At 36.1% G+C, this 13333-nt stretch carries 22 protein-coding genes; 9 read left to right on the plus strand and 13 right to left on the minus strand.

From position 1 onward, the window contains the following. Window positions 1-175: 175 nt before the first annotated feature. Window positions 176-691: a GNAT family N-acetyltransferase gene (locus tag ACR65M_RS06650; RefSeq protein WP_440272911.1), complete on the plus strand. Its 516-nt coding sequence runs from the start codon at window positions 176-178 to the stop codon at window positions 689-691. A gap of 41 nt (window positions 692-732) precedes the next feature. After that, the gene (locus ACR65M_RS06655) at window positions 733-1173 is read left to right on the plus strand and encodes a YtoQ family protein (protein ID WP_440272912.1); all 441 of its coding nucleotides are present in this window, start codon (window positions 733-735) and stop codon (window positions 1171-1173) included. A gap of 35 nt (window positions 1174-1208) precedes the next feature. On the opposite strand, the gene ACR65M_RS06660 is transcribed toward ACR65M_RS06655, so the two are convergent. Next, window positions 1209-1700, minus strand: a complete 492-nt coding sequence (locus ACR65M_RS06660; protein WP_121445454.1) for a YajQ family cyclic di-GMP-binding protein — start codon at window positions 1698-1700, stop codon at window positions 1209-1211. 169 nt (window positions 1701-1869) lie between these two features. Here ACR65M_RS06660 and ACR65M_RS06665 point away from each other — a divergent pair, with 169 nt between their 5' ends. Then, on the plus strand, window positions 1870-2733 hold the full coding sequence (locus tag ACR65M_RS06665) for a CvfB family protein (protein ID WP_121445453.1): 864 nt from the start codon (window positions 1870-1872) through the stop codon (window positions 2731-2733). Window positions 2734-2769: 36 nt separating this feature from the next. Here the strand turns inward: ACR65M_RS06665 and ACR65M_RS06670 are convergent, their stop codons facing one another. Together ACR65M_RS06670 and ACR65M_RS06675 are read right to left on the minus strand one after the other, a co-directional pair. Further along, window positions 2770-2901, minus strand: a complete 132-nt coding sequence (locus ACR65M_RS06670) for a DUF3941 domain-containing protein (RefSeq protein WP_099354262.1) — start codon at window positions 2899-2901, stop codon at window positions 2770-2772. A gap of 63 nt (window positions 2902-2964) precedes the next feature. After that, complete coding sequence (locus tag ACR65M_RS06675; protein ID WP_121445452.1) at window positions 2965-3828, minus strand: DegV family protein; 864 nt, start codon at window positions 3826-3828, stop codon at window positions 2965-2967. Window positions 3829-3985: 157 nt separating this feature from the next. On the opposite strand from ACR65M_RS06675, the gene ACR65M_RS06680 reads away from it, so the two are divergent. Then, complete coding sequence (locus tag ACR65M_RS06680) at window positions 3986-4828, plus strand: YitT family protein (RefSeq protein ID WP_121445451.1); 843 nt, start codon at window positions 3986-3988, stop codon at window positions 4826-4828. Between the two features lie 49 nt (window positions 4829-4877). Further along, on the plus strand, window positions 4878-5759 hold the full coding sequence (locus ACR65M_RS06685; protein WP_440272913.1) for a BsuPI-related putative proteinase inhibitor: 882 nt from the start codon (window positions 4878-4880) through the stop codon (window positions 5757-5759). A 59-nt stretch (window positions 5760-5818) separates the two neighbouring features. On the opposite strand, the gene ACR65M_RS06690 is transcribed toward ACR65M_RS06685, so the two are convergent. The 3 genes from ACR65M_RS06690 to ACR65M_RS06700 all read right to left on the minus strand — a co-directional run bounded on the left by ACR65M_RS06690 (window position 5819) and on the right by ACR65M_RS06700 (window position 7098). Next, complete coding sequence (locus tag ACR65M_RS06690) at window positions 5819-6016, minus strand: DUF3813 domain-containing protein (protein WP_099354258.1); 198 nt, start codon at window positions 6014-6016, stop codon at window positions 5819-5821. 1 nt (window position 6017) lies between these two features. Beyond that, window positions 6018-6167: a competence protein gene (locus ACR65M_RS06695; RefSeq protein ID WP_099354257.1), complete on the minus strand. Its 150-nt coding sequence runs from the start codon at window positions 6165-6167 to the stop codon at window positions 6018-6020. A 109-nt stretch (window positions 6168-6276) separates the two neighbouring features. Further along, window positions 6277-7098: a Cof-type HAD-IIB family hydrolase gene (locus ACR65M_RS06700; protein ID WP_440272914.1), complete on the minus strand. Its 822-nt coding sequence runs from the start codon at window positions 7096-7098 to the stop codon at window positions 6277-6279. A gap of 152 nt (window positions 7099-7250) precedes the next feature. Here ACR65M_RS06700 and yjfP point away from each other — a divergent pair, with 152 nt between their 5' ends. Next, complete coding sequence (gene yjfP / locus ACR65M_RS06705; RefSeq protein WP_121445448.1) at window positions 7251-8018, plus strand: esterase; 768 nt, start codon at window positions 7251-7253, stop codon at window positions 8016-8018. 45 nt (window positions 8019-8063) lie between these two features. Here the strand turns inward: yjfP and ACR65M_RS06710 are convergent, their stop codons facing one another. The 7 genes from ACR65M_RS06710 to ACR65M_RS06740 form a co-directional block, all read right to left on the minus strand. Then, window positions 8064-8372, minus strand: a complete 309-nt coding sequence (locus tag ACR65M_RS06710; protein WP_121445447.1) for a metal-sulfur cluster assembly factor — start codon at window positions 8370-8372, stop codon at window positions 8064-8066. Window positions 8373-8587: 215 nt separating this feature from the next. Continuing rightward, complete coding sequence (locus ACR65M_RS06715; protein WP_099354253.1) at window positions 8588-8887, minus strand: metal-sulfur cluster assembly factor; 300 nt, start codon at window positions 8885-8887, stop codon at window positions 8588-8590. A gap of 15 nt (window positions 8888-8902) precedes the next feature. After that, entirely contained in the window at window positions 8903-10144 is a 1242-nt protein-coding gene (locus ACR65M_RS06720) for a heme-copper oxidase family protein (RefSeq protein ID WP_121445446.1), read from the minus strand. A 14-nt stretch (window positions 10145-10158) separates the two neighbouring features. Next, window positions 10159-10365 carry a DUF2249 domain-containing protein gene (locus ACR65M_RS06725; protein ID WP_121445445.1) on the minus strand — a complete coding sequence of 69 codons (207 nt, stop codon included), beginning with the start codon at window positions 10363-10365 and terminating at the stop codon, window positions 10159-10161. Next, window positions 10352-10603: a DUF2249 domain-containing protein gene (locus ACR65M_RS06730; protein ID WP_121445444.1), complete on the minus strand. Its 252-nt coding sequence runs from the start codon at window positions 10601-10603 to the stop codon at window positions 10352-10354. Before ACR65M_RS06730 ends, ACR65M_RS06725 begins: the two co-directional genes overlap by 14 nt. 121 nt (window positions 10604-10724) lie before the next feature. Further along, window positions 10725-11414 (minus strand): cyclic nucleotide-binding domain-containing protein, encoded by a 690-nt coding sequence (locus ACR65M_RS06735; protein WP_121445443.1) that lies wholly within the window; start codon window positions 11412-11414, stop codon window positions 10725-10727. Between the two features lie 158 nt (window positions 11415-11572). After that, window positions 11573-11710, minus strand: a complete 138-nt coding sequence (locus tag ACR65M_RS06740; RefSeq protein WP_165918094.1) for a hypothetical protein — start codon at window positions 11708-11710, stop codon at window positions 11573-11575. A gap of 201 nt (window positions 11711-11911) precedes the next feature. Between ACR65M_RS06740 and ACR65M_RS06745 the strand changes: the two genes are divergently transcribed. The 3 genes from ACR65M_RS06745 to ACR65M_RS06755 all read left to right on the plus strand — a co-directional run bounded on the left by ACR65M_RS06745 (window position 11912) and on the right by ACR65M_RS06755 (window position 13271). Then, window positions 11912-12142 (plus strand): DUF2249 domain-containing protein, encoded by a 231-nt coding sequence (locus tag ACR65M_RS06745; protein WP_121445442.1) that lies wholly within the window; start codon window positions 11912-11914, stop codon window positions 12140-12142. 149 nt (window positions 12143-12291) lie between these two features. After that, entirely contained in the window at window positions 12292-12897 is a 606-nt protein-coding gene (locus tag ACR65M_RS06750; RefSeq protein WP_165918093.1) for a molybdenum cofactor guanylyltransferase, read from the plus strand. A 140-nt stretch (window positions 12898-13037) separates the two neighbouring features. Then, on the plus strand, window positions 13038-13271 hold the full coding sequence (locus ACR65M_RS06755) for a DUF5316 family protein (RefSeq protein WP_440272915.1): 234 nt from the start codon (window positions 13038-13040) through the stop codon (window positions 13269-13271). The last annotated feature ends 62 nt before the right edge of the window (window positions 13272-13333 follow it).

Genomic DNA, 13333 nt, shown 5'->3' on the forward strand with positions numbered 1-13333 from the left:
CTCTACTCACAAAAGGTGTTTATGCATTATGTTTTCCGAGGATTTCCAAAAGACCGACCATATACTAGATTTCTTACTACTCATCCACATCGTTTCTGAAATCACTTTAATAAAAAGGAATTCCATTAAATTTAAAGAAATAGATAATAGAAACTATTTCGAGTTGGAGGTATTTATGGGAATTAATATTAGACCTGCTAGAAAAGAGGATGCATTACAGTTCATTGAACATACAAAAATTGTTCTTAATGAATCGACATTCATGCTGACAACCCCTGAGGAATTTAACACAAGTGTTGAGGAAGAGGAAAAATGGATTGAGGATCATATAAAGCCAGGGAATTTAATCATAGTAGCTGAAAAAGATGGGAAAATAGTTGGTAATTTAAATTTCAAGACATCGAAAAGGAAGCGCCTGTCTCATTTAGGTTATTTTGGGGTAAGTATCCAAGAAACATACTGTAATCAAGGAATTGGCAGCAAATTAATGAGCTATTTGCTTGATTGGGCACAAGAAGAGCCTGGTCTTGAAAAGTTATGTCTAGAAGTATTTTCACATAACGAAAGGGCGATCCATCTTTATAAAAAATTTGGCTTCCAAGAGGAAGGGCGAAAAGTTAAGTTTGTTAAATTTAGTGATACACATTACGAAGATGAAATCATAATGTATAAATTTGTAAAACATCAATAGATGTATGATAAAATAATGAAAAGGTAATAGGAGGAGAAAACATGGAACTGACGGTATATTTAGCTGGGCAAATTCATGACAATTGGCGAGAAGAAATTAAGGATAGGGCGAAATTAAAAAATCTTCCGTTAAAATTTGTTGGACCACAAACAGACCATGATAAGTCTGATAATATTGGAGAACAAATTTTGGGAGAACAACCGGGTAGTTATTACAAGGACGATGCAGCATCAGCCATTAATAATTTCAGAACACAAGTGTTATTGCAAAAATCTGATGTAGTTATTGCTTTATTCGGGGAAAAGTACAAACAATGGAATACAGCGATGGATGCGAGTGCGGCCATTACGATGAATAAACCAACCATTATTGTTAGACCACCATCACTGATTCATCCATTAAAGGAATTATCAAATAAAGCCAACGTCACTGTCGAAAGGGTTGATCAAGCATTAGATGTGTTAAATTACATATTTGAATAAAAAAATGCAGCGGGTATTAGTCCGCTGCATTTTTACTATCTGTAGTTAATAAACTGCACATCAATCGGTAAATCTGCTTCACGGATGGCGTTGATAATCTGTTGAAGGTCATCTCTGCTTTTTCCGGTTACTCGAACTTGATCATCCTGAACCTGACTCTTTACTTTTAAGCCGCTGTTTTTAATAATGGTGTTAATCTTTTTCGCGTTCTCCTTGTCGATGCCTTGAATAAGTTTCGCTCGTTGACGTACGGTTCCACCAGATGCATTTTCAATTTTTCCATAATCAATATTACGAGTTGCAACCCCACGTTTAATCATTTTACTTATCAGGACATCCTTTAGTTGTTCCAGTTTGTACTCGTCATCAGATACTAAAACAAGTTCTTCCTTATCAAGTGTGATATCACTTTTACTGCCTTTGAAATCATATCGAGTTTGAATTTCTTTTTTTGCAATACTAATTGCATTCGTTACTTCAGGCAAATCTACCTTTGACACAATATCGAATGAGCTATCCTTTGCCATTGCCAACCTCCAAAAAAATAGTTTATTTCCCTTGATTATAGTCAATCTTAGCAATTAGGACAACTTTTTCCAAAACAATACTAGTAAATGATGGTCGTAAACGTCTATACTATGTAAGACAATAGCAATAGCAGAAAAGCTAAGTAATTAAGAAAGAGGGCTTTAATAAATGAATGAATTAATACCAGGTACGGTTGTAACTTTACGTGTAGATAGAGATGCTCCATTTGGCTATTTTTTAACAAACGGTGAAGAAGATGTGCTTTTACATGAAAATGAAATTATAGAAGGATTCGATCCGGAAGAGGACGTAACTGTTTTTCTTTTCCAAGATCATCAAGGAAGACTGGCAGCCTCTATGACAATACCGACTATTCAAATGGGTTCCTATGATTGGGCCACTGTGGTTGAAGTCAAACGTGACTTGGGAGCCTTTGTTAATATTGGGATTAGCAAGGATATTTTAGTCTCAAAGGATGATTTGCATGAGGTGTGGGATCTCTGGCCAGAGCCAGGTGACCAGCTATACATTTCATTACGGACAGATAAAAACGGAAGACTTTTTGGAAAGCTTGCAACTGAAGATGTCATTCGCTCTATTTCAAAACCAGCTACAAGGAAAGATTTTAACAAAAATATAACTGGAACTGTTTATCGATTATTGATGGTTGGCTCTTTTATGATTTCGGAGGAAGGATTTCTCGGCTTTATCCACGAGTCTCAAAGAACAAGGGAACCAAGAGTCGGAGAAAAGGTGCAAGGGCGAATTATTGACGTAAAGGAAGACGGCACTGTAAATGTGTCGCTAATGGGCCGAAGCCATGAAATAATGGGTGATGATGCTGGGAAAATTTATCAGTACATGGAAAGCCGTGGTGGGGCTATGCCATATTGGGATAAAAGCTCTCCTGAAGATATTTCAGCCAGATTTGACATGAGTAAAGCAGCGTTTAAACGAGCAATTGGAAAGCTAATGAAAGAAGGAAAAGTATACCAAGAGGATGGTTGGACATACTTTAAAAAAGAAGAGTAAAGAAAAACGCATCGGCTGTTACCGATGCGTTTCATTCTATAGATGATCTGTTTTCTTTGAATATTGATGTTTGCCCGCCTGACGATTCTTTTCTCTCATCATATTCTTTTCATGGCGTAATGCATTGTTATCTTTTGCTTTTTTATCATTGTCACTTGTTTTTGGCATAAATAACACTCCCTTCAATCCGTTCAAATATAGGATATCCAGTCGTTTTTCAAACTATGTAGATTAGCTGTTTGGCAATTCGTTTAAGAAGAAGATAGAAATCGTCCCTGGACCAGCATGAGAACCAATCGCAGCCCCGATTACATTGATGAAGAAGGAGTTACATCCGAATTTTTCTTCAAATAACTTCTTTACCTCAAGCGCTTCATTTTCCACATCTCCGTGGCTAATACCAATCGTTTGCTTTGATAAATCTGCCCCGCGCTCTTCCATCAACTCAACAATTCGCTTATATACTTTCTTTTTACCACGAATTTTTTCTAGCGGTATAAGCTTTCCATCTTCTACATTTAAGAGTGGTTTTATGTTTAAGAGTCCACCAACAAAAGCGGAAGCCTTACTAATTCTTCCCCCACGTGCTAGATATTCAAGGTCATCTACTGTGAAAAGATGCTCCATATGAGTACTGTAAAATTTCGCAAGGTCTACAACTTCATCCTTTGAAGCACCCGTGCTAGCAAGCTCAGCGGCAGCTTTTACAACAAGACCCTGGCCAAGAGAAGCGCATTTTGTGTCCACAATTGTTAAGTCAAGGTCTGGATATTCTTCTCTTACTTCTTCACTCATCATCACTGCCGTTTGATAGGTTCCTGACAATTGTGATGAAAAGGAGATATAGACAGCAGATTGTTTTTCTTTTGCAATCTCAGTAAAAACCTCTTTAAACCGATGTGGTGGAACTTGGGATGTTTTTGGAGCACTCCCATTTCTCATGGCTTCAAATACTTTTACAGGGTTAATTGTTGCAATATCTTCGTAATCTTGCCCATCTAGATGAACTCCCAAGGAGAATAATGTAACATTCTTTTCTTTAAAAAATTGTAGTGGTAGGTCACTACCGCTATCAGTAAGAATTCTAACGGTCAAAAGTCTCACCTTCTTTTCTTTGGTCAAGTTTGAAACAAACTTGCCTATCGTAAGTGTAGCGAGTATTGGATAAAAATACAACAATTGAGGAAAAATTTTGTATGACTATTAATTTACTACTAGGATTGAAGAATGTTGTTCCAGGAGGACTATTTGAATGGTAACTAGAGAAGTGAAAAAAATATTAATTGTGACATTTGGTGCACTACTAAATGCTGCTGCCCTAAATCTTTTTTTAATTCCGGCTGATGTTTATTCTTCTGGTTTTACCGGTGTGTCACAGCTTTTGTTTAGGATCCTTGGTGATTACACGCCAATTCATATTTCAACAGGTGTAATACTACTATTATTAAACATCCCGGTTGCGATTCTAGGATGGAAAAAAGTTGGTAAGGCATTTACCCTTTATAGCTTTATTTCGGTTGCACTTACAACTTTATTCTTGGCAATTATCCCACTCGAACGTATCTCTAATGATATTTTACTAAATGCTGTATTTGGTGCTGTCATTCAAGCCATTGGAATCGGTCTTACTTTAAAGTGGGGTGCATCTACAGGTGGTCTCGATATAATAGCACTTGTATTATCAAGATCAAAAGATAAACCAATTGGAACCTATATTTTTACACTAAACGGACTAATCATTATTACTGCAGGATTCTTATTTGGTTGGGAAAAGGCATTATATACACTTGTTGCTTTGTATGTGTTGACAAAGGTTATTGATACAGTACATACAAGTCATGTAAAAGTTACAGCGATGATTGTTACGAAGAAAGCGGACGAATTGAAAAGTGCAATTCATTCAAATTTAGTTAGAGGAATAACGTTGATACCTGCCAAAGGAGCATTTTCAAGTGAGACAAAGGATATGTTAATGATTGTTTTAACAAGATATGAATTATATGATTTAGAGCGCATAATAAAAGAAGTTGACCCACATGCATTTACAAATATTGTACAAACAATTGGTGTATATGGATTATTTCGCAAAGAGTAGTAACTTTTTAATACGAGACATCGACATATAGAGTAAAGGGGTGACAAATATGAAAAAATGGCTTCTAGTGACATTAGTTTTTGTTATGAGTCTATTTATCATCACTGGATGTGGCTCAACAAAAACAGAAGAGGCTCTTCCAGTAAATTCAGGTGGTGGTGAAAAAGTAGACACAGAAAAAGAAACACCACCAGCGCAAGAGAGTGAAGAACCAGGGGGTGAAGAGAACGTGGTTGAAAAACTTCAAACTGACCTTTCAATTAAAACAGGGGAAAACGAAGCAACCTTTAAGATTACAATAAAAAACACCAGCGACAATTCTGTGAAACTAACGATACCATCTGGTCAAAAATATGAAATTATTGTGAAGGATGCAGATGGAAAAGAAGTTTACCGCTATTCAATCGATAAAATGTTTATCCAGTCAATAGAGGAAATGGAATTAAAGCCTGGTCAAGAAAAGGTTTGGGAAGAACCATGGGATTACACTTCAAATGATGGAACGAGACTTGCTACTGGAGAATACAAAGCACATATTTTCCTAACAGCATCAGAAGTAAATGGACAAACAATTGAAAGTAATTCATTGCAGGCAGACGAGAGTTTTACAATTCCTGAAGAAGGAAATACAGCATTTCGTAATGTTCAAGTACTTGGTGAAAATGGTGAATATACGGTAACAGGGGAAGTAAGAGTATTCGAAGCAAACTTTTTCTATGCAGTAGAGGATGGTCATGATTATGTAATTCCTGAAACACTTCAAACGGCATCAGAGGGTGCTCCAGCATGGGCGCCATTTGAAATTAACATTTCGATTCCGAAGGATAAAATTCCGACAAACGGAGCATTGATTCTTCATTTATACGAAAGAAGTGCAAAAGACGGTTCGATCACAAATCTTTATCATGCAAAACTTCAACAATTCCAATAAAAGTAGGGAAGGGTCAGACGATAAGTCTGACCCTGTTTTTTCTTGGAATTAGCCAAAGGTTATTGAAGTTGGTCTAATTCATTTTGCAATTCGCGGAGTTGTTCTTTTTCGGCTGTTGTAGAGTTAGCATATGCAGAAGAAAGTGCATTTTTAGCAACCGAAACGGCATCCTGTAAGGATGTATCACTTTGGCCAGCACTCGCTAATTTCGCAACTTCTACGGTTTCACGAGCCTTTTGGAATAAACGGTTTCCCATATTAAATGCCTCCAAGTGATGAGTTTTCGACATTCGCTTTTTTCTTTGCTTCTGCTTCAGCTAGAGTGGAACGGTAAGGAAAGCGCTGAGCATGTTGTTGAACAGCATCTGCACCTTGATGAACAAATCGTTTAGATTTATTACTACCCATCCGTAAATTCCCCCTTTAACAGCTTTAAAAGAAGTGCTTACTTGTAGCACCAGTTATATTGTTTGAGTTTTACGTTTGGGTTATATCAGGTAATTATTTCTGAACCAACCTACTTATTTTTCTCCAATTTTAGAACATCCTCTAAATAAAGGGCAATTCCGTCTTCTTCGTTAGTCATTGTTATATGGTTAGCAATACTTTTTAACTCATCAATCCCGTTACCCATGGCAATTCCGTGACCAGCGTATTCAATCATTTCCAAATCATTGTCTTCATCTCCAAAAGCAATAATTCTGTCTTTTGGAATCTGATAATAGTCAGCAACCTTTTGAATTCCAACAGCTTTATTTAATCCTGATTTAACAATTTCAATCACATGCCAAGGGGCTGCCCATTTGCGATGATCGACTACCTCAGCATGCATGTCAGAAAGATACTTTCGGATATTATCTGCGATTTCTTCATCGGGGTGAATTAGTAATGATGTTGGATCATGTTTTAAGATTTTTCGTAAATCACCCGTTTCAATATTTGGTTTCCCCATTCCAAAAATATCTAACATTGTTTCATCGTGAAAATGAAAATATACATCATCAATTACTTCCGCTAAAATATTTTTTACACGGAGCTCGTCGGCAACATCAACAATTTCTTTTACCGTTTTCAAATCAAGCGTATCATGATAAACTCCCCAATTTTGATCAAGTGGGTGATGGACAAAGGCTCCATTGAAATTAACGATTGGTGTTGTAAGGCCAAGTTCTTGGTAATACATTGAACTGGAACGGAAAGGCCGTCCCGTCGCAATCATCACAATATGGCCGGCTTTTTTGGCTTTTTCTAAAGCGTCTTTTGTTCTTTTTGAGATCGTTTTATCATCTTTTAGTAGAGTACCATCTAGGTCAAGTGCAATTAAATGTTGTTTAGTCATATCAATCTCCTTGTGAACCTTATCTCTTTCCTTAACTTAAACAGATATTAAAATAATCGTCAATTGAAAAGTCAATATTTTTCAATAAACTTCCAACAAATGATACACTAGAGGATGGCAAAAGTTTTCATAAAAGGAGTACAGACAAAAAGATGATTATTATCGAAAATAAGAAATATGCAGAAATACCAGCATTACATATTGTTAAAAATCAGTTAAAAGATGAAGCGTTGCCGTTGATCCTTTTTGTACATGGATTTGGCAGTGCGAAAGAACATAATTTACACTATGCTTATCTTTATGCAGAACAAGGATTTCGGGTAGTATTGCCTGAAGCTGACTATCACGGTGAAAGAGATAGGGGCATAGATGATCATGCAATGGATTTTAAGTTTTGGGATATTGTCGTCAATGAAATTAAAGAACTTCAAATAATTAAGGACGAACTGCTAAACCAAGGCCAAATTGATGAGGCAAGAATCGGTGTGGCAGGTACTTCAATGGGAGGTATCGTGACATTAGGGGCATTGACCCAATACCCATGGATTAAGGCTGCAGTAAGTTTAATGGGTAGTCCATATTATGAAGAGTTCTGTCGGGGGCAAATTGAGGAATTGAAGCGACACGACATTGAACTTCCTTTCTCTGATGCAGAGTTGGAAGAAAAATATGCAGAATTACGGAAATATGATTTAAGCATGCAACCAGAAAAAGTAAACGGAAGACCATTGTTTTTCTGGCATGGTGAAAAAGACAAGATGGTTCCTTTCAAATACACGTATGAATTTTACCAAGAAATTAAACCACTTTATGAGGGGAAAGAGGAGAATCTAACTTTTATTGCTGATACACGAGCAGATCATAAAGTGACAAGAGAAGGACTACTCGCATCTGTTGAATGGTTTAAAAAACATCTATAATAAGAGAAGAACGTGTCACAGTTGACACGTTCTTTTTCATTTGATTTATCGAATTCCTAGTGCGATTTTTGCGTACCGGCTCATCATATCTTTGTTCCATGGTGGATTCCAAACGATGTTAACATCTACGTCTTTTACTTCTGGCAATTCAGTAAGAACGCGTTTTACGTCCATTGCAATCGTTCCAGCAAGTGGGCATCCCATGGATGTTAATGTCATTGTAACTTGGGCGACACCCTCATCGTTCATATCCACATCATAAACAAGACCTAGGTTAACAATATCAATTCCTAACTCAGGGTCTACCACTTGTTCAAGTGCCCCCAACATATTTTCCTTTAAAGCTTCATCCATTTATAACCTCTCCTTTCGAGAAATAGCTTATTTAAAAGGTGTCTAGCTCCAGGTGCCATCGGCTCGAGGTCATAAGCCAATCGCTTCTGAAGGTATAGAACACCTTCGTAAGCGCTCGTCTTATGCTTGTCGCCGAAATACGGCGCCTTGCGCTTTTCTTAAGTATAACGAAACAATCTAAGAATGTGAAATCCCCTGCATTTTGCTAAATATAGTTAACCTCTGAGTTGCTTCATGGCAGCTTCAGACATCCGCTCAGGGGACCAAGCAGGATGCCATACCATTAAAACCTCTATATCATTTACTTCTTCAAGGTAGGCAACTGCATGCTTTACTCCACTGGTAATACTATCATGTAGTGGGCAACCAGGTGTAGTTAGCGTCATTTCAATATACACATTATTATTTTCTTTAATATTAATTTCATAAATAAGTCCTAAATCAACAACATTAATATTTAATTCAGGGTCAATCACTTGTTTTAACTGCTCAAGGATTTTTTCTTTTAATTCCATTATGTTTCTCCCCTTTTATTTAAATAGAACCCTTATAATGCTGTAACTGAAAAAGAATGTTGAAGTGACAACAATGCTTTGGCCAACTGAAAAGATAAGCAATTGTCTAGTTGCAATGGCTAAAATTACGACAACACATCCAGTAATGAAACCTGTAAAAATGGGAACTGCCATTTTTTCATCAATCATTTGTTTTAAAGTAGGTACATCACGTTTACCAATCAGTTTGCTATATTTATGTGTCCACCAAAGAAAAGGAATAATTTTATATAAATAGCCAAGAATGCTACCAGCAATCCACAAGAAAATATAAAGAAAGACAAGGACGCCATAAATTTCGTAATGCCCTGGTAGGAACGCAATAACCATTCCAAAAAAGTGAATAACTAAGCCAAAACAAATGGCAATTAATGAAAAAATAAATGGTTTATCAAGCTTTTTCTTTAATCTAACCTTGATGATAGTGGAAATATGGTAAGAAAATAAGGCGAAACCTGCAAAAAGCAAAACCATACCAACCTGTAACAATAAGTTCACTTCAGTAATAAAGCTGCAAATGGTTACGACAAGTCCGATGGCGTAAATAGTATAGACCCAACTTGATAATTTCATCGAAAATCCGTGAGCTAACGAAAACATAGGGACCATTTTATAAGAAAAGCCGAAAATTAAAAATGTAAACCATCCTGCCACCCCTAGTAGAATATGACTTTTTAGAACAGCAAAATGATCTAGGTGGGCTATTCCCGCACCTAAATTAACAATCAATAGTATTCCTAATGAAATAGTGAGTAACAAGCAAAATAGAGCACTACCAACAAAAGCAGTTAGAATGTTTTTCTTTGCCTGTTTTTTCATTGTCATAAACATTTGAACAAGAAATAATAATATTCCAATTACAGCGAGTGATCCTGTAAAAATAGAAATGGCTGGTGAAAAAGAAAGAGTGATACCAAATCCGCCAAATCCAATTGCCGTTATCCAAAATTGAATAAATCCAAATTTTTCACTCCAAATCGGAGTCAAAAATGCTACCGGTACAAGCTGATACATTGCCCCCATCGCAACCATTAAGGCCCAACCAAGAATAAGTAAATGAGCTGATGATAGAATGGCAGGGGTTCTAAAGTTCCCATCAATCACCATATGTCCATTGAATAGGAGGATGACTTGGGATGTGAACAATGCCGCAACACTAAATAAAATAAAAGAAAGTGGTAGCCGGATATTTGTTTCATTTGATAATTGATGTATCATGATCAAGCAGCTCCTTATTTTGTAATCTTAATTTGAAAGCCGCCTTCAGGATGTGGTTCTGTTATATGCTTGTAACCAAGTTCTTCAAGCTGTTCATATAAAAACATAGGTCTACGATCATTTATAATCGTCAATGTTTCACCTTTGTTTAGTTTCTCGAGAGCCTTTAATGTTCTCATCATTGGTGTAGGAGGCTCAAGACCTCGATTATCTAATTGCATTATTTGACACCTCTTTAGTAAAGGTAACCTTCCAATGTTTTTTATCAATTTGCTCTACCTCGTTTGAAAACCCTTTTGCCTTTAAAATAGGAAATAAAGGAGTCGGTTTGAATGGCGCATGTAAGATGAATGTATCTCCATCCTGTAAAGGTTTAACGGCTTCCATAATCTTTTGAAATGGCTCAATCTTATTTTTAAGATCTTCCCTAACATCTACTTCCACTACTTTTGATTCCACTTAAAAGTCCCCCTTATCAACGTTTATAAACTAATGATAATCATTTTCAATGAGTAACGTTGTGACCTGAATCACAAATGCAAATTTTATTTAGGATTGTCAATTAAGCTGAAATTTAGTTTTAGAAAATCTCATCATGCAGTTTCATATGATCTAATAAGTAATAACCGTCTGTAGTCAAGTCAACAATATGTTTCTTTTTCAAAACAGAAATCGTTCGACTAACTGATTCACGAGTTGTTCCGATCATATTAGCGAGTTCTCGATTTGTAAAATGAGTTGTAAGTTTAAAGCGATTTCCAGTCTTTTCACCATTACTCCTACATAGACGAAGTAAAAGCATAATGATTTGCTCTTGGGTGCTTAACAAAATTTGTTCTTCTAGACGTTTTTGGAGGTCTATTATTTTTTCACCAAGCACTTTAAAAATTTTTATGCAAAGCTCAGGATTTTTTAGCAATATGTCTTCAAACTTATCAATGGGGGTGAAGATGATATTTGAATCCTCGATTACTTCGGCATGTGCGGGATATCCGCCTTTTCGAAAAAAGCCAGCATGAGGAAACATTTCTCCTGCTTCTAGAACAGAAACAATTTGTTCCTTCCCATGCATATCAGACTTGTAAATTTTTACTTTTCCAGATTGGATGAAAAATACACGATCAAGTGGATCGTCTTGCATAAAGATAAACATCTTTTGTTTATATAATCGTGACTGTGAAATTTCTACAATTGGGTCGAGTTCTTCTGATGTTAGTTCCCGAAACAAGGGTACTCCTTTCAATTGTTCACGAATCGATGGCAATCCCATCTGTCTCACTCCTTGTTCAAAATAAACTATATATGCGGTTACTCAACATTTAGTGTAACAATTCCACTTTTTAAAACAGTGATTTAAATCATAGTCGGTGAGGATGACAACAATGTTCAAAAATTGGACACAAAAAAGCTAGGAGTCAAACTCCTAGCTTAGTTATCATGCTTTTCTTCAGCGCAATTAAAGCAAAGTATTCCATTTTTATCATCTAATACAACACCATTAATAAAACCATCTAAACAAAAAATTTCTTTTTCACATTCCTTACATTTGCCTACAAATTCCTTCATGTGTTCACCCCGTTAATTCTTTTAAACTCCACAATCATGAAGAATGACAAGATGTTTACGTGGGATATTCATTTAATCTAATTATCGCATAGTTTTCGGTTCATATGATAAAAAACATACGTAAATAGTGATTAGCTTCACAACATGGTCTAAAAAGACTCGGGTACAATGGACCCATAAATCAAAAGGAGGAATTTTAATATGGTATTTGCAGCGAAAGTAAACGCACCAGATTATGCACCGAAGGATAAGCACCCAACAATCTTTAGAACATTTGATAGTTTACAACCAGGTGAAATCATGGAGCTATCAAATGACCACGATCCAAGACCACTCCAATACCAGTTTATGATCGAACGTGGTGATGCATTCACTTGGGAATACCTTGAACAGGGACCTGAAGTATGGCGCGTTGCAATCGGTAAAAAATAAAAATCAATCGCAGATTCCAATCTTTCACATAGTGTAGGCATAGTCTTTAACGGCTTTGTTTACACTTTTTTTGATTCATGATGTTTTTTTGTTTGGTAGGCTGTTTCATTCATGCTACTATGAAGAAAAAATCAAAAGGGTGTTTACTGATGAAAATACCGACATTCATAGGTGTTCTTTTGGCTGGGGGGGAATCAAGGAGATTCGGAAGCCCTAAGGCATTTGCGCAATTTCAAAATAAATCTTTTTACGAATATGCAATTGATGCATTAAAAGATAACGTGGACAAACTTTATATTGTGAGCCATCCTGTATTAGAAGAGCAATTTCGAAACGAAGCCTCGATTTCCATAATTCAGGATTTACCTGAATTTCAGGGAAATGGACCACTCGCTGGTATATTCACAGTCATGCAGAAAACAAACTCTGATTGGTATGTAATTTTACCTTGTGATACGCCTTTTGTTACAGACAATCTAGTAAAGCAGCTTATTACTTTTACCAATGATCAAAGTATTGATGCAATCGTACCCATTATCAATGAAAGACAACAGCCATTAATTGCCGTGTATCATGCTAGAGTCGCAAAAAAGATAGAACAATTACTTAAAGATAAAAAATTAAAAATGACACAGTTATTAGGCACTTGCAATGTAAAATTTGTTAACGACCAAGATCTTCAGCTACAAGGTATGGAATTTGAGAATATCAATAATAAAGCTGAATATGAAAAAATAAACCGTAAGCCAATTTGAGGATCACACGATATGTATCAAAAAGACGTTGCCATGTTAGGTCGCAACGTCTTTGTTATTATTCAAGTCTAACACTCATAATTTTCTGAAAAATGTGATAAAATAATAATATCAGAGCTATCTTAAAGGAGGGATTATGTTTGAGAGTAGGCTTAATTTTAGGTATAGTAACCTCTGGACTTCTACTATTAATTGGTTTGTCTACTCGTCAATTTGAAACATATTCAGTTATTTCTGGGACTTTGGGTATAATATGTTTTTTACTTGCTGGAATTGTATCTGATACCTTTGTAAGTGGCGATCGTGCAAGAGCGAACTATTACACCGAAAGCAAAAAAGAACGCAAAACAAGAATTCGATATGGACTAACCTAAAATAGTGAGACAATATAAAACACCTCCAAAATGGCAATACTTGAGATAAGTATTGTGACATT

The organism is Ferdinandcohnia sp. SAFN-114, from assembly GCF_059415045.1.

Bases quoted from the DNA above. Each gene is read 5' to 3' on its own strand.
- ACR65M_RS06700 (WP_440272914.1), bottom strand. From the start codon at position 7,098: ATGACTAAACAACATTTAATTGCACTTGACCTAGATGGTACTCTACTA.
- ACR65M_RS06715 (WP_099354253.1), bottom strand. From the start codon at position 8,887: ATGGAATTAAAAGAAAAAATCCTTGAGCAGTTAAAACAAGTGATTGAC.
- ACR65M_RS06725 (WP_121445445.1), bottom strand. From the start codon at position 10,365: ATGCAATTAGATAATCGAGGTCTTGAGCCTCCTACACCAATGATGAGA.
- ACR65M_RS06660 (WP_121445454.1), bottom strand. From the start codon at position 1,700: ATGGCAAAGGATAGCTCATTCGATATTGTGTCAAAGGTAGATTTGCCT.
- ACR65M_RS06650 (WP_440272911.1), top strand. From the start codon at position 176: ATGGGAATTAATATTAGACCTGCTAGAAAAGAGGATGCATTACAGTTC.
- ACR65M_RS06745 (WP_121445442.1), top strand. From the start codon at position 11,912: ATGGTATTTGCAGCGAAAGTAAACGCACCAGATTATGCACCGAAGGAT.
- ACR65M_RS06670 (WP_099354262.1), bottom strand. From the start codon at position 2,901: ATGCCAAAAACAAGTGACAATGATAAAAAAGCAAAAGATAACAATGCA.
- ACR65M_RS06690 (WP_099354258.1), bottom strand. From the start codon at position 6,016: ATGGGAAACCGTTTATTCCAAAAGGCTCGTGAAACCGTAGAAGTTGCG.
- ACR65M_RS06735 (WP_121445443.1), bottom strand. From the start codon at position 11,414: ATGGGATTGCCATCGATTCGTGAACAATTGAAAGGAGTACCCTTGTTT.
- ACR65M_RS06740 (WP_165918094.1), bottom strand. From the start codon at position 11,710: ATGAAGGAATTTGTAGGCAAATGTAAGGAATGTGAAAAAGAAATTTTT.
- ACR65M_RS06685 (WP_440272913.1), top strand. From the start codon at position 4,878: ATGAAAAAATGGCTTCTAGTGACATTAGTTTTTGTTATGAGTCTATTT.
- ACR65M_RS06720 (WP_121445446.1), bottom strand. From the start codon at position 10,144: ATGATACATCAATTATCAAATGAAACAAATATCCGGCTACCACTTTCT.
- ACR65M_RS06695 (WP_099354257.1), bottom strand. From the start codon at position 6,167: ATGGGTAGTAATAAATCTAAACGATTTGTTCATCAAGGTGCAGATGCT.
- ACR65M_RS06750 (WP_165918093.1), top strand. From the start codon at position 12,292: ATGAAAATACCGACATTCATAGGTGTTCTTTTGGCTGGGGGGGAATCA.
- ACR65M_RS06710 (WP_121445447.1), bottom strand. From the start codon at position 8,372: ATGGATGAAGCTTTAAAGGAAAATATGTTGGGGGCACTTGAACAAGTG.
- ACR65M_RS06665 (WP_121445453.1), top strand. From the start codon at position 1,870: ATGAATGAATTAATACCAGGTACGGTTGTAACTTTACGTGTAGATAGA.
- yjfP (WP_121445448.1), top strand. From the start codon at position 7,251: ATGATTATTATCGAAAATAAGAAATATGCAGAAATACCAGCATTACAT.
- ACR65M_RS06680 (WP_121445451.1), top strand. From the start codon at position 3,986: ATGGTAACTAGAGAAGTGAAAAAAATATTAATTGTGACATTTGGTGCA.
- ACR65M_RS06655 (WP_440272912.1), top strand. From the start codon at position 733: ATGGAACTGACGGTATATTTAGCTGGGCAAATTCATGACAATTGGCGA.